Genomic DNA, 23,161 nt, shown 5'->3' on the forward strand with positions numbered 1-23,161 from the left:
ACAATGAAAAAAAAATATACCCCAACCGACAGGCTGATCACAAAAATCACAGGATGGATCTCCGTTTTAATCGTTGCCGCACTTGCTGTCTGGGGCGGTTTTACCTTAAAAAATTACTACAGATATGAACAAACTAATGATGCCCAGATTCAGGAATATGTAAACCCTGTGATCTCAAGAGCAGGCGGATTCATTGTAGCGGTGAAATTTGAAGAAAATCAGGAAGTTAAAAAAGGAGATACTCTTCTATTGATCGATAACCGTGAATATGTGCTTCAACAAAAACAAACACAGGCAGCTCTTCAGAAGGCCCGTGCAGAATTAAAAGTTTTACAGAGTACTACCGGAACTACAGAAAAAGAAGCCGCCGCTGCACAGGCACAAGTAGATGCAAATAAAGCAAAAGTCTGGAAACAACAGCTTGATTACAATCGCTATAAAAAACTTTATGATGAAGAATCTGCTACGAAACAGAGGCTTGAAGATGTAAAAGCCACCTTGGATGTGAATGAAAGTGATTATCAATCTTCCCAGGATAATTACGCTGCATCTGTATCTAAAATTAATGATATTCAGACTGAAAAGGCTGTTGTGCAGGCAGAAATTGTAAGATTAGAAGCCTTATTAGATCGTCATAAATTAGATGTGAGCTATACGGCAGTAGTTGCTTCGTATGATGGAAGAATGGGACGAAGAACCGTTGAAGTCGGGCAAATGATTGATGCCGGAGAAACACTTGCCTTTATTGTGAATAACGAAACGGATAAATGGGTGGTGGCCAATTATAAAGAAACACAGATCAAGGATATGAAAATCGGAGATCATGTGAAAATCATTGCAGATTCCTATCCTGACAAAGAATTTCAGGGTACCATCATTTCATTATCACCGGCAACAGGCTCCAGTTTTTCATTACTACCTCCAGATAACTCTACAGGAAACTACGTGAAAATTGTACAGCGTATTCCTGTAAGAATAAGAGTGGATGGAAAAAGAAAAGATATTGATATTCTCAAAATGGGAATGAACGTCAACGTATATGCCCATAAAAAGCATTCCTAATGGCTAAAAGACAAATGCCCTTTTTTAAAAGATGGGCACCGGAATGGCTGGTGAAAATTATCCTTTTTTCCATGACCTTACCAGGAATTATCATATTTTTCCTGCCGTTGACCAACATCAATGCGGCAGCAGGATATTACGGAAGTGAACCTGCTGATATCCAGTTTTCAGTAGCATTATTTTACGCCGGGTATGTGGGATTTTACAGCCTGGAAAGAAGATTTTTCAGTTTTCTGGCCGCAAAAGAATATTTTCTTTTATTTACTACTTTGCAGATTGCGGCCTGTCTGATCTGTTATTTTACCCGGGAGGTTTATGTTCTGTTTCCCGTTCGTTTCATTCAGGGAATGCTATTTGCTGGAAATGTCAATCTTTCACTCACTCTGATCTTTACACGGCTGAGTAGTGAAAGAGGAAGGGAAATAAGTTTTTCCGTATTCTTTGGAATCCTGATCTGTGCATTGCCTTTTAATAATCTGATTACAGCAGACCTTATAGACTCCTATAATTTTAATATTGTTTATAAAACGGCTATATTTTCTTATCTGCCGGGTCTTATTTTCCTGACGCTGGCCATGACGAATTATAGACCTAATGTAAGGTTTCATTTGTATAAACTGGATTGGCAGAGCTTTGCTGTTTTCAGTGCAATTCTGGTGCTGATAGGGTATATAGCCATTTTCGGACAGGAATATTATTGGCTGGAAGATACCAGAATTCTAGGAAGTGTTATTGCTATTTTGGTGTTGGTTGGGATGTCAGTGTTTCGTCAGAATTCGATTAAAAGACCTTATATAGATCTTAGGGTTTTCAGATATAGAAATTTTAAAGTAGGATTATTGATTCTTTTTGTAATGTATATCTGCCGTTTTGCTTCAGGGATTACCAATAGTTATTTTGCGACAGAACTGCATCTTGATCCGTTTTATATTTCCTATATCAATATTTTCAATCTTTCTGGGCTAGTGATAGGGGTTATCATTGCCTGTTGTATGGTTTTGCAGAAGAGAAAGGTTCAATATATCTGGGTTCCCGGATTTTTAATGTTGCTTCTGTTTCATGCTTTGATGTATTATTCTTTTGATGTACAGGCTGATGAATTCAATTATTATATTCCTTTATTTCTTCAGGGATTAGGGGTTGGATTGATTATGGTTCCAACGATTATTTTCATTATCTCTTCAGTTCCAGCTTCGATTGGACCTTCTGCAGCAGCAACGGCTCTGGCTATACGTTATTTGGGCTTCTGTGCCAGTATTGCTTTGATTAATTTTTTTGAACTCTTTGAAAAAAGCCGTCATTATAATGCATTTCAGGACCATGTAACGAAGATTGACCCTTTTGTAAAAGATTTTCTTCATAAACAAACTGCTAAACTTACCGCTAAAGGAATGCTGGAAGATCATGCAGTAAAGGCATCCAACAAATTATTGGTGGGAAGGCTGAATGTTCAGGATCATGTACGCTTTGCGATGGATTATTATGAAATGATGGTATGGCTTCTTGCTGGAGCTCTGCTATTAATCCTTCTTTTTCCCTATCTGAACCGTACAGCTCTTTATTTGAAATCCCGCAGGTTATCGCCTGCCTAATTGTTTAGTTTAAAAGTATAGCTTATTAGCTAATTTTATAGTGAGAGTGCTGAGGCTGCCTTTTAGGGCAGTCTCTTTTTGTTTCATGGATAAAAATAAGAGATGGCCGAAATTGTCTGTTTTTTGTCATTGCAGCCACATTACATTCTCAGTACATTTGCATCATACATAATGGAGACATGAAAAATGCATTACAGCACACTGGAGTAAAAAATATAGCATTCCTGATCTTACCACAGGTTCAATTGCTGGATGTTGCCGGTCCCTGTGATGTATTCACTGCTGCCAATCTATTTTCACCGGATGATAAGGCGGGATTGAAATATCAGGTTCATCTTATATCCGGAACCTCAGACAAAATAATATATTCCGGATCTGGAATTCCTTTGATATGCAGCCATACGATTTATGATATAGATTTTCCGATAGATACCTTGCTGGTTGCCGGTACGGACCTTAGAACATTAAATGAAATCAATCCTGATCTTTATGATTATCTGCAAAATACTACAGGAAATGTAAGACGTTTAGGTTCTGTCTGTGTAGGTACTTTTGTTTTAGCAGAAGCAGGTCTCTTGACTGGAAAGCAGGTAACTACCCATTGGAAATATGCAGATATTCTGCGACGAACTTATCCTAACCTGGATGTGAACATCAATCCGTTTTTTATTTGTGATCATGGAACGTACACTTCGGGAGGTGTTTCCTCCGGAATAGACCTGGCATTGGCACTTTTAGAAGAAGATTGGGGAAAACCATTAGCATCGGAAGTTGCTAAGCATCTTGTTCTGCATTTAAAAAGATCCGGGGTACAATCTCAGTTTGGAAATGCGATTTCTGATTATGAAATGTTATCTCCCTTCACAAAAGGAATCAGAGATTTACTAAAAGATAAGCTGGGGCAAGCCATCAGTGTAGAATTTATGGCTGGATCTGTGCATATGAGTGTCCGTAATTTCTCGAGGGTATTTCTGAAAGAGTCTGGAATGACACCTGGCCGGTTTCTTGAAAAAATGAGGCTGGATCAGGCTAAAAATATGCTGGAGTACACAGATATGAGTATCGAAATGATTGCTGAAAAGTCAGGTTTCAGTAATGTTATCTCTCTCCGGCGTTTATTTTTGAAATACCTTTCCATTTCTCCGTCACAATACCGGAAAAGCTCTAAGGGAACAGAATAATTCTATTTGCTTTTTTAATGATTAATGCTGATAATCAATTGTCAGCAGGGAGAACTGTGCTTTTAATTTAACCTATTAATTTTTTAGAATATCATGATGAAGCAAGAACAAAATGAAAAAACAATGAATGTAGCATTTTTAATTTACGATCAGGTAGAAGCACTTGATTTAAATGGTCCATTAGACGTGTTTATTAAGGCCAATGTTATAGCCGAAGGAAGCTATAATTGCTATACGGTAGGAAAGACTAAAGACGCTGTATTTATGGAAGCTAATACAATGGCAGTCATTCCGACGTATGATATAGAAACGGTTCCTCAGCCAGATATGATTGTAATTCCGGGAGCAAATCCGGATTATGTGATGCGATATCTGCAGGATGATGATTTTCAGAATAGTGTAATGCGTTGGGTAAAAGAACAATATGATAAAGGAACTATTGTTTTTACGGTGTGCACAGGAAGTATGCATTTATCTAAAACAGGAATATTGAATCATCATGAAATTACAACCCATTCTATGCTGCTGGATACTCTGGAAGAGTATAATCCTCAGAGTATTGTGAAAAGAGATGCTCGGTTTGTAGATCAGGGGCAGCTGATTACTACAGCAGGAATAACAGCCGGAATAGATGCTGCATTATATCTGGTTGAAAAGCATCATGGAAAAGAATTAGCAGATACTATTGTAGCTCTTTTTGAATACCAGCAGAAGGAGTTTAGACACTAATCACCAGATTATATTCACAAATACCACAAATTATATGTATTTATAAAAATTAAAGATTTGCGTAATCTGCAAAATCTGCGAGAGAATATAGATTGGAGTAGTTGTAGTGGGGGGGGGGGGGGGGGGGGGGGGGGGGGGGGGGGGGGTTGTTCTCGCACGCATCCATTCCCCTCAAACCTCAAGCAAAGGTGTTGGGGGTGGGGGGGGTGGGAGTGATTTGGCGGTCTTTTGCCCCCCCGAGTCACTTTTTTATACAATTACAGAACTCCGCTTTCCAGAATAGAAAACGTTTTATCTATACAGTTGATCTCTCCCAATCTTCCATAAGGAATGGTGAAAGTAGGGCAGGTATGTCCAAAATCCATCTGTGTAATCACTGGAAGATCATTGAGACCCTCTTCGTCCAGAACTTTTAGCAGTTCGGTTTCGTATTCTTCAGCATAAAGATTGTCATAAGGCCGTCCGAAAATAATTCCCTTGGCATTTTTCAGAATTCCCATTGCTGCATAATTTCTGAACCAATATCTTACATAATCAGGGTGTGGTTTGCCTTCTGATGTTTCAAAAAAGAGGATACAGTCTTTCCAGACTTCGGGATCCGGCCAATACTCGGTTCCTTTGAGCATTTCCAGAACTTCCATACAACCACCGATCAATGGTCCCTGAACAATAGAATTTCCTCTGATAAAACGCCATCCTGTAGAAGGTATTAATTTTCTTTTTACATTCTGAAGAGAAACATCAAACCAATCCAGAAATTCGGTGGTCCAGCCTTCTTGGTTCGGATGAATCTGCCCGATCACGGATGGAGAGAATAATGTTCGTTTGATATCATTGATTTGATAATCGTGCATTGCATTGTTTTCTGCAAAACCAACCAATAAGGATGTCCCGTAAAATGAACTTAAGCCTGCTTTGAGGCAGATAAAATGAGTAATGGTACTGTCAGAAAAACCAAGAAATATCTTTGGGTTATTTTTGATGATAGTAAGATCTATATATTTCAGCATCCGGATACTATCATCACCTCCAATATTGGAAATCACACCTTTGATGGATGAATCTGAAAATGCTTCCATGAGATCATTTGCTCTTGCCTCAGGATTATTATAAATCCACTGTGCTGGTCGCAGTGCATGTCTGGTTTCTGTAACTTCAAGGTTAAAGATTTGCTTCAATCGTTCTTTACCTTTTAAATATCGATGCGGTAAATCACCGGCAGCGCCCCATGACATAGAAATACTGGTCACTTTATCACCATCGGATAATCTTTTGGGAGTTATTAACTTCATAAATATCGAATTATAAGCAGAAAACAGAGATGACTTTAATTAATCCATTGAAAGATAAATCATGTGAAGGTTTGTTATCTCATTTTCATCAAAAATAAAACATCTTAATAAGAAATACAAGCTAAGCTGCTAAATATTGATATTTACATGTTTATTAATCCGCTTAAGAATATATTTATTTTATGGTCTCAGATTCAATACTTTGATGCACAGTGGGATAAGTCCTACGGAAATGGCAACAAAAATAGCAACACGTACATAATTAAGTGTTTGCCAGGCTGAAGTCCTGAAACTTAGATCTTCTGGAATAATAGAAGTCTCTGCCATTCTTTGAAAATTGATGATATGGGGAGCGAAGAAGATAAGAGTCCAGGCTCTTACTGCAATATGTATGATAAATAAGATTAAAAGCCAGTTTCTGACAGGATCTATTTTCCAGCAAAAAAAGAGAGCAAGAATAAATGTAATTTCATGTATTGAGTGAAATAGAATCCAAAATAGCTTTAGACTTATTCCATTCCCATCCAGGATCAATTTGAAATTTTCCGGTGGTGAGGAAACCCATTTGGGAACAAATAAGAATGTTTCAAAGAGCTGGGCTCCATTCATCATGAAATAGAGCAGGGTAGTAATGCAGAGCCATATTTCTGCACGTATTACTTCGGGGGTGGTTAAGCTTTCCATGGTACATATTATTTGTTGTTTAAGTCAGTTGTAGTTTCTTGCATGATTGCTATAGCGCCTTTAAAATATCGCTCTATGGCTTTAATTTCTGCTTCCGAAAAAGTCGAGATCAGTTGAGTCGTCTTTTGTTGTAATTCTTCAAAAACAGGTCCTAGCAATTTCATACTGTTTTTAATATTGGGGATGATCAGAACTTTTCTTCGATCCTCCTTAGTGAATTGCCTTTCAAGAAGTTCTTTTTTTTCCAAACGATCTATTAATCCTGTAACTGCACCGGTTGTAAGTCCAGTTAGTTTTGAAATATCTCCCGCTGTAATAGAATCGTATTGTAAGATAAGTCCCAGGTACTTATGATCGGCACTGGATAGCCCTGCTTTTCTTGCAATTGCTTCATGCATAAATAAGGATGCGTCCGAATATTGACGGCTTACTTCCCGAAATTCTTGGATAATATCTTTAGCCATATTTATTTTATTATCTAATTATCTTAGTTGCTAAGATATATTTTATTTTTAAGCTGAGCAAATAATTGTCTTGCAAAAAATAGAGATTGCTAAGATGGTATTTGTGTTTTGATAAGATTTTATAAAAAAAATAATTTGCATAATTAATTTATAAACAGATGTTTGCTGATTTGGGGTAAAATTTCATCATAAAAAAGCCTAAAAAAACTTGGGTCTAAAGGATATTTTACTATCTTTGCAGTCCCTTAAACAAAGGGATTTACTTAAAAAAGTAAGTGGCCGACTCGGTAGCTCAGCTGGTAGAGCAATACACTTTTAATGTATGGGTCCTGGGTTCGAATCCCAGCCGGGTCACAAACTAAAAAAACTGCTGTTTTGGTAGTTTTTCTCTAAAAAATATTTACTTGAAAGAGTAAGTGGCCGACTCGGTAGCTCAGCTGGTAGAGCAATACACTTTTAATGTATGGGTCCTGGGTTCGAATCCCAGCCGGGTCACAAACAAAAACTGCTGTTTTAGTAGTTTTTCTCTAAAAAATATTTACTTGAAAGAGTAAATGGCCGACTCGGTAGCTCAGCTGGTAGAGCAATACACTTTTAATGTATGGGTCCTGGGTTCGAATCCCAGCCGGGTCACCAATCAAAAGAACTACTGTTTCAGTGGTTCTTTTTTTGTTTTATTTCCATTCTGTAGTCCCGTATATTTGTATAACATTACAAATTGAGCACGGAATATGAAATTCATTCATCAGATCGATTCTACAAAATTTACCTTTTTTGACTTTCGAAATTGCCCGGCTAGATATATGGAAAATACCCAACGGGTCCACCTTTTTGAAATGATATGGTTCAGAAATGAAATGAATGGCATAGATGAAGATCATTGCGTTTATTTGATTCCCTTGTATCGCTCTGAAAAAATAAATTTTGAAGGAAAGGAAGGATGTGTAATTACTTTTAAAAGAGAATATCTTGAAGAAGATGATAAAGAATTTGCACTGGATGTTTTCAATCTTTTCAATATGCACGGGCAATACACCCGTCTTCATCTGAATGATGATGTGGTAGAAACGCTTCAATATCTCAGAATATTGATTGAGAAAGAATATCAGAACTCAATGGGGAGCTATCTGGTTCTAAAGTCATTATTGAAAGTCTTTCTCCTCAACTTAATCCGTGCTTCCCAACATTATTTTTTAAATCAGAATGTTGATCAGAAAAGAGTCTATCAGTTCATTATGCTGATGGATGACCATTACAAAACTGAGCGCAAGGCCGATTTTTATGCTTCAAAAATGGGGCTTAGTGAAAAACGGATTAATCAGATTTTAAAGGAAAAAATGCATAAAACCCTTACCCAGCTGCTGCATGAAAGACTTATTGTAGAGGCAGAAAGGATGTTGCTTTCCGGTAAACTCACAATAAAAGAAATTGCATTTGATCTTAATTTTGACGATCCCGCTTATTTTTCCCGGTTTTATAAAAAACAAACCGGATATACTCCTGAAGAGTTTAGGAAATTGAATGACTGTTTATAATGGGGTGAGAGTTTCATTTGTTACTTTTAATTCTGATTTGGTTTCATGACAATAAATTTCCAAATTGTACAGGTCAATTAGAAAATTATGCAGTATCCTGAGAATCCGGATGATTTACATTTGTATAACAATTGATACTTCAAGAAGTAAGTAGGGATAAGCAATTCTGAGTCTTACCCTGCTTCATCGTTCATCAATTGCAAGTTCAAATAATGTAATTAAAATATCAAGTATGAAACCTACAAAGGAAATCGAAGAAGTAATGTTCAGGGATATCAATGCACTTTTATCTCCTAAACCCATAGCCCTTGAAGCAGGAATCAGGAGGTTGGAAAACGGAATGCTGCATATTGCCATGAGGAATGTTCTGCATCACTGTAAAGGGAAAATGCTGGATTGGTGGTTCAAATATTTTGAAACCACGGAAGATCTTAAGCTCTGGCATCCTCATGATCATGTAAAACATGGCGGCTGGGACAGCCAATGGATCAAAAATGAGAACTATATAGGAGCTACTATACATGCTACAGAATCTCTCGGTGATATTCCGCCTGTATCTGCTACGATAAAGTTCCATGATCCTGAAGAAATTTTTGATGCTGATATTTTAAAAAAAGCCTATGCCGAAGGATCCGTGAGTGCCGTTATGTATGCCAGAATAGGTTTTGGTGAAAATACTCCTGTAGATAGTAATGGAGATCCTATTGACGGTTATATGTTCCACGTAATAAGAGATACATTGCAAGGATGTACATTGAGAAGTCATTTTTATCTTGGAGCATTAATGGCAGATACTGAAAATCATTTGCCAGATGAAGTCGGGTTTGGATTGATGGAGCATTGTTACAGTGAATTTACCTATTTAGCCCAGGTACTTCCTTCTCTTTATTATGCTAAAAATAAAGAAGGAGACAAAGCTCCACTTCCTTGGTAGCCTTGATTATAATATACATCTGGTGCTCAATAATAATTTTTTCAAAAAAATAATTTAAGCGACATGGAAACTGCTCATGTCGCATTTTTTTTGATAAATATTTATTGATCAGTATTTTGTATGATAGTTTTTTTAATCAGAAAATAATATCACAGATCCAACCTGAATTTTTTAAATGGAAAAAGCTCTGGAAAGCTTGGATTTAAAGGATATTTTACTATCTTTGCAGTCCCCTAAACAAAGGGATTTACTTCAAAAAGTAAGTGGCCGACTCGGTAGCTCAGCTGGTAGAGCAATACACTTTTAATGTATGGGTCCTGGGTTCGAATCCCAGCCGGGTCACTAATAAAAAAGAACTACAATTTTGTAGTTCTTTTTTTGTTTTATATAGTGTATTTCATAACAGTAATACTAGGGTTATTTGCATTTTCGATCTCCTTAAATCCATTTTTTTTGTACAGTTGATAAGCAGACTGATTGTTGGGAGCTACTTCTAAAAATATTTCAGTTACATTAAATTTTTCATAAGCCTCATGAATAACAGCCTGTACTAGCGCAGATCCTATGTTTTGTCCCTGAAAACCTTTCTTTACATACATCTGATAAATATTTCCTGAATGGTTATCTTGTTTAACAAAAACACAAAGTCCAATAAGTTGCTGTTCTGCAAAAGCACCCAGCACAAACTTTCCAGAAGTTTGATTTTCAATATCAGATTCCATTCGGAGTTTTTCCGTGTTTAATGCTTCCTGATAATTAACCTCAAAAGAATCGGGGAATTGTTCAAGGCTTTCCAGGCGAAGAGCCCGATAGATCTTGCTTTCATGAGGCAAAAGTTTCCTATATTCAATATTCATGATTATTTTCTATGATGATAAAATTAGAGTAATTTTTTTTAAACAGAAGAATTTAGAGAAATTGATTTAATCTCAAGGAAAAATGAAAACGACTATTTAAGTAAGAAAAAAATGTAACAAATTTATTTTTAGATAGTCTTATTATCGCAAATAAAGCTGTTTTTTTAATCATTTATCTAAAGAAAATTGTGATTTTATATTAAAATTGATAGTATAAATTATGTATATTTATAACATGGATTGGTGAAAATATTAATTTGAAAACCGTTTTATCAATGCATTAAAAGTGAGTAAGTAGGTATAGGAAAATACAGCGTCGATAGAGAATTTAAAAATTGAATAGTATTAAAAATAATAAAATATATACAAGAATCTTAGAAAAAATAATGATTTGTGCTTTGGGCATAAGTCTGTTATTGTATGTGGTCTCCTGTAGTTCCGGTTCCCGGGATAAAGACAAACAAGATTTTGATACGGCCCTTATCAATAAGAGTTCAGACCTGCAGCTTTCAGGAGAATATGAAGCACTTATTAAGCTTAATGTTGAATATTTGAGAAAAGCAGCTAAAATGGGATATAACGAAGGAATAGGTCTTTGTTATCTTAATATGGCTGAGGTCAATATATCTGCCGGAAACTATGAAAAAGCCTTGTTTTTTTTCAATAAGGCTGAAAAAGATTTGAAAAACTCAGAAAATGGTTTTCATAAGGCGGCGTTTTATGATGATTACAGTCAGTATTATTCTCACCTTAAATTATATGATAAAGCGATAGAATGCAATACAAAAGCATTTTTATTTCTAAAACAAGCTAAAGATTCGGATCTTAAAAAGAAACTTCTTCCCAGACTTTATATCAATAAAGGAATTCATTCTGTTTTTAAAGGATGGTACGGAACATCACTGAAATGTTTTTTAAAAGGGAATGAATTGGAAGATTCAGCATACAGCAATTGTATGGTAGCACAGTATTATCTTTTCAGACATCAGCCTGATTCTGCAGGAATATATATTGCAAGGTCTGAAGAAAAGATGCTCAGTCAAAAAACAAGTGATGCAGAATCTCTTTGGGTATATTATACCATGGGATATTACTATAACGAAATTAATAATAATGACCAGGCAGAAAAAGCACTTAAAAAAGCACTTGAAATTAATATAAAAACAAGGCGTACCTATTCTTCTCATATTAATAATGTATACAAGTCCCTTGCGGAACTTTATAAAAAGAAAGATGATGGCGGCAAGGCATATCATTACCTGAAAAAATACATGGAAGAGGAGGGTAGACTGGATGTGGCCAGATTAAATACCATGAATAAAGCAACAGAGAATTTTATCTCTGAACTGAAACCCGAATCGGACTGGCATAGAAACGATTTGCCTTTAACCATAGCATTATCGATCACTGTGCTTACCATCTCAGGTATATATGTTAAGAAGACTATTCAAACACAAAGGTTAAAAAAGAAAGTTTTAAAAGAAGAAACAGAGGAATTGAAAAATCATGTTAAAATAAAAATGCTGAAGGAAGTTACTGAACTTGCCCAAAAGAATGATTCCTCCTTTCTAATGAAATTTAAAGAATTGTATCCGGATTTTATAGGTACTCTATTAAAGATCAATCCGGATCTTGAGAATTCTGAGCTGGCTTTTTGTGCGATGTTGAAACTGAATTTTTCATCCAAAGAAATTGCAGATTATACTTTTGTGCAGCACAGATCTGTTCAGCAGAAAAAATACAGGATCAGGAAAAGACTTAATATTCCCGGAGAAGAAGATATTTATGATTTTTTTGGTAGAATAAGTCAGTAAAAAGTCAAGATGGAAAGATGATTTAAAAAAAATGTAACATCATAAACTTCGGAAATTCAGTTTTAAATCTTAATTTATACAAAAATTCAGTTAAAGGGAAAAAGCATGGTGGTACGCATTCTTCTTTTTGTTTTATTTATTCTTGTGATTTCCTGCAGTCCTGATTCCGGGAAATATGAGAAAAGTTTTGATATTCCCCTGATGACGGAGAATGAGCAATTCAGACTTGCCGGTGAATATGACTCGTTGGTTAATCTCAATAAAAAATATTACCGAAAAGCACAGAAATTAGGGTATGATGGTGGTAAAGCATTATGTTATATCAACTTAGCCAGAGTCAATATGTCACTAGAGAATTATCAAAAAGCTAATATTCTTTTTAATAACGCGGAAGAAATTCTAAAAGACTCAGAAAATCCTTTACATAAGGCCATATTTTATACCATTTATGGCAGGCTTAATTCTGAAATGAGAAGAATTGATAAAGCATTTGAATACAATAATGAAGCGCTGAAAAATATTGAGAAAAGTAGGAGTTCCGAATTAAAAACAAGAGTTCTCTTTTATATCTATTTGCAGCAGGGAGATTATTATACACAAAAAAAGAAGCCTAGGGAAGCTCTGGAATATTTTCAGAAAGCAAGAAGGCTTGATCATACTGGGGTTGCAGATTGTACGATAAGTGATTATATATATAATTATAAAAATAAAGACTCTGCCTATAAGTATATAACGAGAGCTTATCATACAATGAAGATGAATCCAAAGGATGATGCCATAGCACTTAATATCCATACGGTTATGGGAGAATATTATGTTGCTTACGGAGAATATGATAAAGCGGAAAAAGAATTTTTGAAAGCCCTGGAAATCGATAAAAAAACCAGACGCATTTTCGCGCAATACACAAAGTATATTTACAATGATCTCAGATCTTTATATGCCTCTACAGGAGATCAAGAAAAAGCTTATTTTTATCTTAAAGCCTATACAGAAGCTAAGAACAGAACTAATACAGCTTTGCTGGCAACCATCAATCAGGATATGGAGTCCTTTATCTCAGAAGCAAAAACCGATTCTGAAAAACATAGAAATAAAATGCAGTGGGTTGTTTTTCTATCTTTTGCCGGACTCTCACTGCTTGCTATATATACCTGGAGGATCATTAATACCTTAAGAATAAGAAAGGCAGATCTGAAGTCAGAAGCAGAAGACCTGAAAAATAGGATTAATGATAACAGGCAGGAGGAAATCATAGAGATGGCCAAAAGAAATGACCCTGAGTTTCTCAGTTCCTTTAAAGAGGCATATCCTGAGTTTATCAATAAACTTTTAGTTATTAATTCTAATCTTGAAGATTCTGAGCTTTCATTTTGTGCTATGCTGAAGCTGCATTTTACCTCTAAGGAAATTGCTGGCTATACTCTTATTCAGCATAGGACTGTTCAGCAAAAAAAATACCGGATCCGGAAACGACTTAATATTCCGACAGAAACAGATATTTATCAATTTTTTGATGATTTGTAAAAAAAAAACTGTCTGATTGATCAATCAGACAGTGTTTCGAAATATTTTTTTTTCGCCACTCGAATTTCTTTGTGGTCTCTTTGGTCAAATTTGAAAAAAAATCTTCAAATAAGAAAAAATAGGTCTACTACACGAGTACTACAGCTGATTAAATAAGATTTAATTGTATGGTAATCAGATATTTATATTTTTATTAGATTTTGAATGTCAATGTATTCAAAAGCATGATAGAGGTATGAAAATAAGGTTGCAGGCATCAGAGATGAATGGGATATAAGAAAATTTAGGGTTAGATTTTTCTATGAATTAACCAATATATTTTTTGCTTCTGTACTTTCTAAACATTTTTGATCATGGTTATTATTTTGTTTTAAATTTTGATATTCAGTGTTTTAATTTAATGCTGTATGGGTGTAGTATGTTATTTTTTTTCTTTTTTCGATTTAAAATATAGATTTGTACATGTATTAAAGTAAAAACGATTCAGTAAAAACTGTTTAGCAGAAAAAGTTTATCATTAATTTTTTGATAACAAAGAATACCCGGAACCTGAAAAGATGGCTTAGTTATAATAAGAATAAACAAAAAACACAAATATGTGAATCCAAAAAAACATAAATGAATCTCCGAAATCAGGATCTTAAGGAGAGAGAAACGATTTATTTTTAAGAAAAAATGGCTGTCTTGAGGGAGGCAGCCTTTTTTCGTAAACACAAATATCATAAAGTAAAGACACTGAAAGCAGGAAAGGGATCAATCTTAAAAGTTGGGGATAATATTGTCTGTATTTATGGAGTTTAATTTGACGCAAAGGTTTTTAGCCTTTTATCTCATATTTTTAAGGGAGCAAAGAATGGAATCAATTTCATTGATACTTTCTAAGCGAATGTCTATTCATAAATCTTCTTCAGGGAGAAGGTCGCAATTCTTAGCTTCCTAAAATAAAATATTTGAATTATCTTTCTTTGCGATTAAAATAATTTATTTCTTTGGCGAAAGATATAGATTTTGTAATGATCTCCAAGTTTTGTACCTGATCCCAGGAAAGTATAGAAACCTATTGAAGAACTAAATTAAGATTATGTAATACTTCTCTCATTTCTTTTAATGCCCGCTAAAAAATTCCAGCATAGTTGCTAAAGCTGTTTTAGAATGCATCCGTTCTCCGTTTTCAAGAGACTCTTTTGTGGCAGTGGCAGCTCGTTTTCGCATCGTAATCTCATACTGAGAAATAGCTTCCTGTAAAGTACTGTAATGGCTTTCTGTTAAATATTCACTGAGTTCAAGAGCATCAAGCATAGCCATATTGGCACCTTCTCCTGCAAACGGAGGCATTACATGAGCGGCATCGCCCATTAATGTTATATTGGGTCTTGCTTTCCAGGTCTGATCTAAAGGCATAAAGTAAATAGGGCGGGGAATAAAAGGAACAGCAGCTTTTGTAAACAATTCATGCCATATTTCATTCCATTCCGGATATTCTGTTTTAAACCATTGCAGGATTGCGGTATTATCAGAAAAATCTAGCCCACTGCTGGCCGCCCAATTTTCATCAGCTTTAAAACTTGCATAAAAACCGAGGTCTCCGTTTCCTTTCTGCCCCATCAGTATATTTTTAGCATTTCCAAAGGCCATTATTTTTCCACCGTTAATCAATGCATTAATGTTAGGAGCATGGTCTTTTGAAACAATACCTTCCAGCATAATCACTCCTGAATAAATAGGTTTGTTATCTGTGAGATAAGGACGGATTTTAGAATGAGCTCCGTCAGATGCAATCACCAGATCCGCATAAGCTGAAGTTCCGTTTTTGAAATGAAGAATCCATCCTTGATTCTGGGGCTCCATGGATATAAAATGGCTGTCCCATACCACAGTGTCAGGTTGCAGAGACTCCAGCAGCATATTTCTCAAAGGACCACGGTCTATTTCAGGGCGGAAATGTTCAGCACCAAAATCTTCTTCAGGTTTAGTCTCATGATCACTGAACAGAATTTCAGCCTGTTCATTCATGATGAGCGTTTTATCTGCTCCCGGTCGGAATGTCTTTTTAAATTCTTCCAGTAAACCAGCTTTACGTATGGCTGCTAACCCTGAATCTTCGTGCATATCCAGAGGTGATCCCTGTACGCGTGCTTCTTTATTAAAATCTCTTTCATATACTTTTACATGAGCATTTTTAAGTTGTAAAAGTCTGGCCAGTGTAAGTCCGGCAGGGCCGCCGCCAATGATGGCGATTGATATATTGTCTATCAGCATTGTATTTAAATTTTACAGGACAAAATTACTGTCCCTTCAATACTGATAATAGTATAAATCGGTCGTTTTTATTCTTTGATAATTCTTTGGGTGCAACACCTGAAAATTTTTTCACTTCTTTAATGAAATGATTCTGATCAGTATAATTAAGTTCCGGGAATAACTGGCCTTGTGCAATATGTTCCAGAGAGGCTCTGAAACGCAGAATAGTAGAATAGGCCTTTAATGATAATCCCAAATATTTTGTGAAATAACGGTTGATCTGTCTGCTGCTCCAGCCCACCTTTTCTGAAAGTTCATTCACACTCATTGCACCTTTTGAGGCGTAGATGAGTTCAAAAAGTCTATGTTTTCTCGCATCTGTTTTTAGGGGAATCAGCTCCTGTATTTTTTTTGTTGCTTTTGTACAGCAAAGTTCAAAATCCTGTAAATCATCAGCTTTAAAATTCCAGAGATCTTTAGAAAGTTCTTTGGCAGTATTTAATACATCAGCAATGGTAGTGTGTAAAATATATTCCACGGCAATAGGTTTAAAGCTCACTACAAAAGCCTGAGTTTTCGGTGGGATTTGTCTTTGTTCGGGATAGGTTTCCAAGCCAATAAGAGTGATTTGAAAAGGTTCTGAAGATGATTGCATGAAAAATAAATCAATTCTTCCGTCCGGAATAATCACCACTTCTTTCGCTTCATCTGATCGGTTATGAAATGTCCCCAGATTTTCTACAAAATCTGCAATACTCTGATCTGGCTCAATAAAATGAAACTGAAAATCATGATCCATACAAAAACAGTGTATTGTTTAATAGATTGAAGTTACAAAAATAGACTAATAATTAATAAAATAGCTATTCAATTTTATTGGAGATAAAATCTTCGCGCCTTAAAAAGATATACCATTTACAGTCTTTTGGGCCCTAATATTTTCCGACAAAAAAGCCCGGACTGTAAACAAACAGCCCAGGCTCTATCAAGATTAAAAATAAGTTTAAAAAGAATATCCCACAGAAACCGTTACATTTCTGGGAGCTCCGGGAAAGGCTCGTGTATAGTCGAACCCGCCAAGGAAATAATATTTATCAAAAATATTGTTGACATTCACTGCCATTTTCATTTTTCCGATATGGTAATACATTGCAGTATTTACCGTGGCATAAGAGGGCCATTGCCCCCAGAGAGCATTACCATTGCTGTCTTTTCCGATGCTGTTATCCATACGTCTGGTATCTACATAATACATTCCCGCACCAAAGCCAAGCCCTTTTAAGGCTGAGGTGGAGAAGACGTATTTTAGCCATATGCTTGCCATGTTTTTAGGAGCTCCTGGCAGAGCTTGTCCCACTTCAGAGGCAATGGAAGAAGATTTCACTTCAGTATGGTTAAAAGTATAATTTCCCATGATCTGAAACTCTTTGGTTAGCTGCCCGCGGATATCCAGTTCCACACCTTTTGATACTGCTTCTCCCGATTGTCTGTACACTGGAAATCCTGATGTGCTGATTTCACCTGTTGCAATCAGCATATTTTGACGTTCAATCTGGAAAAGAGATAGATCCATTTGCAATTGATTCTTAAAAAATCCGGTTTTAAGTCCGGTTTCAATCTGAAAGCTGTGCTCAGCAGTGAAAGGTTTATCAGCACCATAATCCTGGTAATTTTGGATGAAATTAGCCCCAACAGGAGCAAATCCCTGTGAATAGCTTGCAAAATAATTGATCTGATTATTGATCTGATAGGTAAGTCCAATACGAGGCAGCCATGCGTTCTGAGTCGCACTAAAGCGGTCTTTACCATTTACAGTTTCAGAATAATAATGCTCATGACGCAGTCCAACTATAAGTTTTAATCTATCTGCAAATGAAATCTGATCCTGTACATAGATTCCGGTGGTTTTGTATGGGCTTAAAAAAGGATAATTTCCTTGAGATAACCATACATAATTACTCAGATCATGAGTGGTATAGGTAGGATTATTAAGGTCAAATGTTAATGGAACAATTTTACCATCTACTTTTTGCTGTCTTGCTTCTCTTTGCTGATTATTGCTGTCTCCTTCATATTGGGCATAATCTACTCCTGCTACAATATGATTTTCTATTGTATGACCGGTAAGATCCCATTTTAAATACACTACAGAGTTATCCGTATAATCTTTTCCGTGACGATCAAAGAAACGCATATTCATGATGGTATTGGTAGGTGCGTCAGCATAACTGTTCAGAGTGCGGTGTTCATTCACATCTTCTTGATAAATTGACTTCATATAGCTGGCGTTCAATGATAGATTGTGGGTAAGGCGCTGGCTTAATCTTGCACTGAATGATAACGTTTTTGTATTATAAAAATCCGATGGCTGACTTAAAGTAAAGGAACGTTCCAGGGCATAAAAATCATTGTTTCTCAATCCCATCCCGCGGTCAAGATATCCATGGAATTGATCGTATACTAAGTCTATGTCTACCTGAGTTCCATCAAATGGTTTAAAAGTAAAAGACGGGGCAATCATAAAGTTTTTCTGCTGATTGACATTTCGGAAGGTTTTGCTGTCTTCATAGCCTGCATTCAAACGATACAGGATTTTCTTTTCCTTATCCAATGGCCCTGTCAAATCAATACTGGTACGAACTGTCTGGAAGCTGCCAACTGAGAAATTAATGGAACCTTTTTGTTTATCCAAAGGCTTTTTAGTCACCATATTAATCGTTCCGCCGGGGGTTACATCTCCAAATAATGAGGCACCAGGCCCTTTTAAAACAGATACACTTTCCAGATTGATCGTTAAGGGTGAATGGTAATAGCTATTTCCATAACTATATCCCGAACGTAGCCCATTCACAAGACGGATTCCAGTCTCGTAGCCGCTTTTAAATCCCCGAATGATAAGATCATCGTAAGAAGAAGCTGTGGTTACCCCTGCCAGATCTTGTACAACATCGCGTGTAGTGTAGGCCTGCTTATCTTCCATAAACTCACTGCTGACAATAGAAACTGATTGTGGTAGATCTTTTAGATTCCCTGAAAATTTTCCTCCAAGTTCCAGAGCATTGGTAAGATAAGAATTGTTTCTGCGGGCTGTAATTAAAACCTCCTGAAGGTTCGTTTGATTTTCCACCATCCGAATGGTGATTCCGTTTTTATCATCATAAGAAAGAGAATCCAGTGTCATATGGGTATCCGAATAACCTTTGGCATCAATGGTTAGCTGAGCCGGATACTGAACCTGGGTTTCAAACTGAAATTTTCCGTCTTTACCTGTTGTTGTCGAATTTCCTTGGTTGATAGAAACGGTGGCATTAGAAATTATTTTTCCTTCCTGATTCAGGATTTTTCCAAAAATAGGATGGGTTTCCTGTGCTGATAGGGCAAAGGGAAGTAAGAGCATTATACCATTGATGTACAATACTTTTTTAGTGATATGCTTCATTGTATCTTTCTAAGCTGGTGGGATATTTATTGTTCTGTGGGAATCATTAATTCCATATGAAGAGTTGGATAGGTACCTTCATAGCATGACTTCAGAAGTTTAAAATTCTGTTTAAGCCAATAATCATACGCTCCTTGTAGAAAGGGATGAGTATGCAGGTATAATCTTTTTATCTTTTTCTTTTGAGCTGTTTTTACCAATTCCTGAAACAGGAGGGTGGCAATTCCTGCTCTCCGGTATTCGGGGTTAACGAATAATCTAGCTACTTCTACAGTTGTGTTTTGATCAATGTCCAGGTGAGGAAAACGGTAATCAAAAGGCATCATTCCAATAACACCTATCAGTTTTCCATCTTCAGTCCGGGCCTGTAAGAAAGCTCCGGTAGGAGAGAGCAAATAATTCTGTTCAAAATTGACAAGGTCTTTAGGAACAATCAAAGGGTCCAGCAGCGGATACAATTGACGTCTGAATTCCATGACATAAGGAAGGACTTCAAATACCTGATAATCCTGTACCAGCGAAATCGTTATTTCTTTAAGATTTTTCATCTATTTTATTTTAATTGTGGGGCGAACATTGGAGTTCCCTGGTTGTCCAGAGCAAGTAAAGGAACCTGATAGGTTTCTTCAAGAAGTTGTTTCAGCTCATCTGCTTCCAATGACTGAACGGCTACCAATTCATGATGACGCATTACGAAGAATTCATCGCCAAACAGAAAGGCAAGATTAGGATCATGCATTACACATAAAACTGTAGTCCCTTCAATCACTAATTGACGAATGACTTCCAATACAGCCACCTGATAGTGCAGATCCAGATGATTGGTCGGCTCATCCAGCATCAGGATATCCGGTTGCTGAACCAATACCCGGCATAGGAGAACCAACTGACGCTCGCCGCCAGAGAGAGAGGTGTAAGGTTTATCTTGTAAGTGGGTTAAATTAAACTTTTGAAGAATGGCTTCTACTGTTTGATAATCCGATTGTTTGGGGGAGAATCTGGAAAAGGAGGCACGGCCTGTTAAAATCACATCAACAACTTTAAATGGAAAAGTGGTCTGATGAAATTGGGTTAAAAATCCAACACGAACAGGTGCGGTAGTTCCTATTTTTATTTTTCGGCGTTCTTTGTCGGCAATCCATACATTTCCTTTGTAGTTCCTTTCAAGCCCGGCAATGATCTTAAATAAAGTCGATTTACCGCTTCCGTTTCTTCCCAGAATGACAGAAAGCTTTCCTTTTGAAAATTTCGTATTGATATTGTTCAGCACCTGATCTTTTCCGTAATCAAAAGAAAGCTGCTCTATACTGATGATACTGTTCATGAGTTCCAGTTTATGGCGTTTTTACGCATTAAATAAATAAAAATAGGGGCTCCGATAATCATGGTAAATACTCCGATCGGAATTTCAAAAGGCATTACCATACGCGAAAAATCATCAATCAATAATAAAAATGTACCTCCGATACTGATATTCGCCCAAACAGTAATGTTATTATTCGGTCCAAAAATCATTCTGCTGATATGAGGAACGATCAATCCAAATAAGCTAATAACTCCAACAGCGGCAACAGATGAAGCTGTAATCATGGTGGCAACAGCCATCAGAATTAGTTTTAAAACTGTTGGATTAACCCCGACCGCCATGGCTTCATGATCTCCTAAGGCTAAAAGATTGAGCTTCCACCGAAGAATAACAATCACTGTTAGACCGATAAGGATCGGAAATACGGCTGTATGAACTTTCTGCCAGGAAGCAGTATGCAGATTTCCCATGGTCCATTGTACGATAGCCTGTAATTTATAAGGATCACTCAGGTACTGTAAGACGGTAAGGAAAGCTGTAAATACTCCTGATACGATCATCCCGGCAAGAACCATACTGACAATGGAAGTTTTGGCTCCGGCATACGAAACAAGATAAGTGATAACTACTGCCAAAACGCCAAAGATAAAAGCAGAAATATTGACCGCCATTATGGGAAATAACATGGCTAATGCCGCTCCAAATGCAGAACCTGAAGAAATTCCCAACGTAAATGGATCAACGATCGGATTTCTGAAAACAGACTGCAGAACTCCTCCGGCAGAGGCCAAGGAAGCGCCTACGAGAAATGTAAGAACAATTCTTGGTAAACGAACCTGCCATAAAATCGTATGCAGACTTCCCTGAAGAACCGCTTCGTCTTTGGAAATTCCCAGTTCCAAAGCGGTATGATGAAACAATTCGCCTATACCAATATTTTGGCTGGAACCTATAATGAGTGAAACAAACACTAAGAATATAGGAAGCAGAATAAGCAGGGAAATTGTTTGAATGTTTTTTATCATTAGATCAGCCCTTTTTTACCATACATTACTTCAAAAGCTTTTCTTACATCCTGATTAAGTTGTTCCTGAGTATATTCTGGCATACACCAATGACGAAGCTGTTTCGCAAATAGCATAAACTTTACGGTATGCGGATCATATGGAAATGATGGAGACATTACAAATACCTGCTTATTTTTAATGGCAGGAAGGGCTTCCAATTCCTTAAGGCTGTACACATCCGATAATTTTGAATTCCAGAGAATGATAAGATCAGGATTCCATTTGTATATGGTTTCTGCACTGATATTGGGTGCTTCTACCGGAACAGGGCATGCATTTTGAGCCCCTGAAAGGGTTATAGCCATATCAATCAGACTTCCTTTTCCTGAAGTAGACATAATACGCCCCTTTGACCATGCATAGTAAATCTTTTTAGGAGAACTTACCTGAGAATCTCTCATTTTCTTTACTTCTTCAGCCACATATCCTGTAACTTCCTCGGCACGTTTCTGTTTTCCAAGCAGTTTTCCAACATTTTTTAATTCGTCAAGAATCTTTTCATCATTTAAAGAAGAAAAAGTAAATACCGGAATTCCAAGGTTTTCAAGTTGGTTAATATTATCTTCATCTGTATTGAAGGTCAGGACCAGATCAGGCTTTAATCCCACAATACTTTCCGCATTACTGGACTGTCCTCCAAAAGTAGGAGTGGCAATGCTTTTATTTTTAATTCGGTTATCAAGCTTAGAGAGAAAGCTGTAAGTATCTTCCATTTCATAAATCTGTTGCGGAATTCCTACAATTTTTTCACCTGCCTGAAGCATATAAACGTCATCCACCAATGCATTGTATAGAACAACCACCCGCACGGCTTCATGAGGAAGCGTAATTTTTTTTCCTCTGCTGTCAGTTCCGTATACTTCCGTATTCGCTGAGGTTTCTTTGGTACCTGTATTTTTCGAATTATTACAGCTTTGCAATACCAGCAGCAGAGCGGAAACACTTATAATAAACAAATTTTTAATTTTCATAGATTCTATTTTTTGCCAGATAACGTAATGATTGATGAGACAAAAGCTGAGCGTCCATTAGCGTAATACGTTTACCATATCTTAAAGAAAGTTGCTCATACAGACGGCCGTCATAAGGTACAGTGAACCGTTGTGCTGCGGTGATAAATATTGGCAGATGCTGATTTCCGATAAAGTAGCAGAAGTCTGCAGCTTCGGCGTCATTTTCTGCGGGGAAGCTTATGGTAAGGCAGGTTTTGAAGTCAATGGTGGCTATCAAATGTCCATTACTGTATAAACCGTCTCCCTGCTGCCATTCCTTGCTATTTCCTAATCGCAGTTCCAAAACAAGCCCGGATCTGGTAGTCCGGGTTAGTTTTTGCTTTTTATTTTCAAACCATTCGAGTTCCAGAATGTCGGGATTGCTGTCATTGATATGCATCCCTGTTTTTACTTCATCAATTACGACTGGTTGTACTATACTCAT

General features: G+C 36.6%; 20 protein-coding genes and 4 tRNA genes. 12 read left to right on the top strand and 12 right to left on the bottom strand.

Annotation, left to right across the window (positions count from 1 at the left end):
- Positions 1–3 precede the first annotated feature (3 nt).
- The 4 genes from AC3HD6_RS21755 to AC3HD6_RS21770 all read left to right on the top strand — a co-directional run bounded on the left by AC3HD6_RS21755 (position 4) and on the right by AC3HD6_RS21770 (position 4,564).
- A complete protein-coding gene (locus AC3HD6_RS21755; RefSeq protein WP_488898223.1) occupies positions 4–1,062 on the top strand; it encodes an HlyD family secretion protein in 1,059 nt (352 codons plus the stop codon).
- Positions 1,062–2,654, top strand: coding sequence for an efflux MFS transporter permease (locus AC3HD6_RS21760; protein ID WP_488898224.1), 1,593 nt, complete (start codon positions 1,062–1,064; stop codon positions 2,652–2,654). Before AC3HD6_RS21755 ends, AC3HD6_RS21760 begins: the two co-directional genes overlap by 1 nt.
- A gap of 179 nt (positions 2,655–2,833) precedes the next feature.
- Positions 2,834–3,835, top strand: coding sequence for a GlxA family transcriptional regulator (locus AC3HD6_RS21765; protein ID WP_488898225.1), 1,002 nt, complete (start codon positions 2,834–2,836; stop codon positions 3,833–3,835).
- Between the two features lie 93 nt (positions 3,836–3,928).
- A complete protein-coding gene (locus AC3HD6_RS21770) occupies positions 3,929–4,564 on the top strand; it encodes a DJ-1/PfpI family protein (RefSeq protein ID WP_488898226.1) in 636 nt (211 codons plus the stop codon).
- A gap of 257 nt (positions 4,565–4,821) precedes the next feature.
- Here the strand turns inward: AC3HD6_RS21770 and AC3HD6_RS21775 are convergent, their stop codons facing one another.
- The 3 genes from AC3HD6_RS21775 to AC3HD6_RS21785 form a co-directional block, all read right to left on the bottom strand.
- Positions 4,822–5,856, bottom strand: a complete 1,035-nt coding sequence (locus AC3HD6_RS21775) for a S66 family peptidase (protein WP_488898227.1) — start codon at positions 5,854–5,856, stop codon at positions 4,822–4,824.
- 180 nt (positions 5,857–6,036) lie between these two features.
- On the bottom strand, positions 6,037–6,540 hold the full coding sequence (locus AC3HD6_RS21780; protein ID WP_488898228.1) for a transposase: 504 nt from the start codon (positions 6,538–6,540) through the stop codon (positions 6,037–6,039).
- 8 nt (positions 6,541–6,548) lie between these two features.
- Complete coding sequence (locus tag AC3HD6_RS21785; RefSeq protein WP_488898229.1) at positions 6,549–7,004, bottom strand: MarR family winged helix-turn-helix transcriptional regulator; 456 nt, start codon at positions 7,002–7,004, stop codon at positions 6,549–6,551.
- 281 nt (positions 7,005–7,285) lie between these two features.
- Between AC3HD6_RS21785 and AC3HD6_RS21790 the strand changes: the two genes are divergently transcribed.
- From AC3HD6_RS21790 to AC3HD6_RS21815, 6 genes are all read left to right on the top strand, one after another.
- Positions 7,286–7,358, top strand: a tRNA-Lys gene (locus AC3HD6_RS21790).
- A 68-nt stretch (positions 7,359–7,426) separates the two neighbouring features.
- Positions 7,427–7,499: transfer RNA gene (locus AC3HD6_RS21795), tRNA-Lys, on the top strand.
- 65 nt (positions 7,500–7,564) lie between these two features.
- A tRNA-Lys gene (locus tag AC3HD6_RS21800) sits at positions 7,565–7,640 on the top strand.
- A 95-nt stretch (positions 7,641–7,735) separates the two neighbouring features.
- Positions 7,736–8,539 (top strand): helix-turn-helix domain-containing protein, encoded by an 804-nt coding sequence (locus AC3HD6_RS21805; protein WP_488898230.1) that lies wholly within the window; start codon positions 7,736–7,738, stop codon positions 8,537–8,539.
- Positions 8,540–8,771: 232 nt separating this feature from the next.
- Complete coding sequence (locus AC3HD6_RS21810) at positions 8,772–9,473, top strand: DAPG hydrolase family protein (protein ID WP_488898231.1); 702 nt, start codon at positions 8,772–8,774, stop codon at positions 9,471–9,473.
- Positions 9,474–9,742: 269 nt separating this feature from the next.
- Positions 9,743–9,815, top strand: a tRNA-Lys gene (locus tag AC3HD6_RS21815).
- A gap of 41 nt (positions 9,816–9,856) precedes the next feature.
- Here AC3HD6_RS21815 and AC3HD6_RS21820 read toward each other — a convergent pair.
- A complete protein-coding gene (locus AC3HD6_RS21820) occupies positions 9,857–10,330 on the bottom strand; it encodes a GNAT family N-acetyltransferase (protein ID WP_488898232.1) in 474 nt (157 codons plus the stop codon).
- A gap of 386 nt (positions 10,331–10,716) precedes the next feature.
- On the opposite strand from AC3HD6_RS21820, the gene AC3HD6_RS21825 reads away from it, so the two are divergent.
- Positions 10,717–12,144: a tetratricopeptide repeat protein gene (locus tag AC3HD6_RS21825; protein ID WP_488898233.1), complete on the top strand. Its 1,428-nt coding sequence runs from the start codon at positions 10,717–10,719 to the stop codon at positions 12,142–12,144.
- Positions 12,145–12,249: 105 nt separating this feature from the next.
- Positions 12,250–13,671 carry a tetratricopeptide repeat protein gene (locus AC3HD6_RS21830; RefSeq protein ID WP_488898234.1) on the top strand — a complete coding sequence of 474 codons (1,422 nt, stop codon included), beginning with the start codon at positions 12,250–12,252 and terminating at the stop codon, positions 13,669–13,671.
- Positions 13,672–14,775: 1,104 nt separating this feature from the next.
- Here the strand turns inward: AC3HD6_RS21830 and AC3HD6_RS21835 are convergent.
- The 8 genes from AC3HD6_RS21835 to AC3HD6_RS21870 all read right to left on the bottom strand — a co-directional run bounded on the left by AC3HD6_RS21835 (position 14,776) and on the right by AC3HD6_RS21870 (position 23,161).
- Entirely contained in the window at positions 14,776–15,930 is a 1,155-nt protein-coding gene (locus AC3HD6_RS21835) for an FAD-dependent oxidoreductase (RefSeq protein WP_488898235.1), read from the bottom strand.
- Between the two features lie 25 nt (positions 15,931–15,955).
- Complete coding sequence (locus AC3HD6_RS21840; RefSeq protein WP_488898236.1) at positions 15,956–16,711, bottom strand: helix-turn-helix domain-containing protein; 756 nt, start codon at positions 16,709–16,711, stop codon at positions 15,956–15,958.
- A 204-nt stretch (positions 16,712–16,915) separates the two neighbouring features.
- A complete protein-coding gene (locus AC3HD6_RS21845) occupies positions 16,916–19,351 on the bottom strand; it encodes a TonB-dependent siderophore receptor (RefSeq protein WP_488898237.1) in 2,436 nt (811 codons plus the stop codon).
- A 26-nt stretch (positions 19,352–19,377) separates the two neighbouring features.
- The gene (locus AC3HD6_RS21850) at positions 19,378–19,899 is read right to left on the bottom strand and encodes a GNAT family N-acetyltransferase (protein WP_488898238.1); all 522 of its coding nucleotides are present in this window, start codon (positions 19,897–19,899) and stop codon (positions 19,378–19,380) included.
- A gap of 5 nt (positions 19,900–19,904) precedes the next feature.
- Positions 19,905–20,675, bottom strand: a complete 771-nt coding sequence (locus AC3HD6_RS21855; RefSeq protein ID WP_488898239.1) for an ABC transporter ATP-binding protein — start codon at positions 20,673–20,675, stop codon at positions 19,905–19,907.
- Complete coding sequence (locus AC3HD6_RS21860) at positions 20,672–21,682, bottom strand: FecCD family ABC transporter permease (RefSeq protein WP_488898240.1); 1,011 nt, start codon at positions 21,680–21,682, stop codon at positions 20,672–20,674. Before AC3HD6_RS21860 ends, AC3HD6_RS21855 begins: the two co-directional genes overlap by 4 nt.
- On the bottom strand, positions 21,682–22,695 hold the full coding sequence (locus AC3HD6_RS21865; protein WP_488898241.1) for an ABC transporter substrate-binding protein: 1,014 nt from the start codon (positions 22,693–22,695) through the stop codon (positions 21,682–21,684). The genes AC3HD6_RS21860 and AC3HD6_RS21865 overlap by 1 nt, the downstream gene beginning before the upstream one ends.
- Complete coding sequence (locus AC3HD6_RS21870) at positions 22,685–23,161, bottom strand: urease accessory protein UreE (protein WP_488898242.1); 477 nt, start codon at positions 23,159–23,161, stop codon at positions 22,685–22,687. Before AC3HD6_RS21870 ends, AC3HD6_RS21865 begins: the two co-directional genes overlap by 11 nt.

The sequence above is a fragment of the Chryseobacterium sp. II3a genome (assembly GCF_057815135.1).

Coding starts and splice junctions, on each gene's coding strand:
- AC3HD6_RS21755 (WP_488898223.1), top strand. CDS start 4: ATGAAAAAAAAATATACCCCAACCGACAGGCTGATCACAAAAATCACA.
- AC3HD6_RS21760 (WP_488898224.1), top strand. CDS start 1,062: ATGGCTAAAAGACAAATGCCCTTTTTTAAAAGATGGGCACCGGAATGG.
- AC3HD6_RS21765 (WP_488898225.1), top strand. CDS start 2,834: ATGAAAAATGCATTACAGCACACTGGAGTAAAAAATATAGCATTCCTG.
- AC3HD6_RS21770 (WP_488898226.1), top strand. CDS start 3,929: ATGATGAAGCAAGAACAAAATGAAAAAACAATGAATGTAGCATTTTTA.
- AC3HD6_RS21775 (WP_488898227.1), bottom strand. CDS start 5,856: ATGAAGTTAATAACTCCCAAAAGATTATCCGATGGTGATAAAGTGACC.
- AC3HD6_RS21780 (WP_488898228.1), bottom strand. CDS start 6,540: ATGGAAAGCTTAACCACCCCCGAAGTAATACGTGCAGAAATATGGCTC.
- AC3HD6_RS21785 (WP_488898229.1), bottom strand. CDS start 7,004: ATGGCTAAAGATATTATCCAAGAATTTCGGGAAGTAAGCCGTCAATAT.
- AC3HD6_RS21805 (WP_488898230.1), top strand. CDS start 7,736: ATGAAATTCATTCATCAGATCGATTCTACAAAATTTACCTTTTTTGAC.
- AC3HD6_RS21810 (WP_488898231.1), top strand. CDS start 8,772: ATGAAACCTACAAAGGAAATCGAAGAAGTAATGTTCAGGGATATCAAT.
- AC3HD6_RS21820 (WP_488898232.1), bottom strand. CDS start 10,330: ATGAATATTGAATATAGGAAACTTTTGCCTCATGAAAGCAAGATCTAT.
- AC3HD6_RS21825 (WP_488898233.1), top strand. CDS start 10,717: ATGATTTGTGCTTTGGGCATAAGTCTGTTATTGTATGTGGTCTCCTGT.
- AC3HD6_RS21830 (WP_488898234.1), top strand. CDS start 12,250: ATGGTGGTACGCATTCTTCTTTTTGTTTTATTTATTCTTGTGATTTCC.
- AC3HD6_RS21835 (WP_488898235.1), bottom strand. CDS start 15,930: ATGCTGATAGACAATATATCAATCGCCATCATTGGCGGCGGCCCTGCC.
- AC3HD6_RS21840 (WP_488898236.1), bottom strand. CDS start 16,711: ATGGATCATGATTTTCAGTTTCATTTTATTGAGCCAGATCAGAGTATT.
- AC3HD6_RS21845 (WP_488898237.1), bottom strand. CDS start 19,351: ATGAAGCATATCACTAAAAAAGTATTGTACATCAATGGTATAATGCTC.
- AC3HD6_RS21850 (WP_488898238.1), bottom strand. CDS start 19,899: ATGAAAAATCTTAAAGAAATAACGATTTCGCTGGTACAGGATTATCAG.
- AC3HD6_RS21855 (WP_488898239.1), bottom strand. CDS start 20,675: ATGAACAGTATCATCAGTATAGAGCAGCTTTCTTTTGATTACGGAAAA.
- AC3HD6_RS21860 (WP_488898240.1), bottom strand. CDS start 21,682: ATGATAAAAAACATTCAAACAATTTCCCTGCTTATTCTGCTTCCTATA.
- AC3HD6_RS21865 (WP_488898241.1), bottom strand. CDS start 22,695: ATGAAAATTAAAAATTTGTTTATTATAAGTGTTTCCGCTCTGCTGCTG.
- AC3HD6_RS21870 (WP_488898242.1), bottom strand. CDS start 23,161: ATGAGTATAGTACAACCAGTCGTAATTGATGAAGTAAAAACAGGGATG.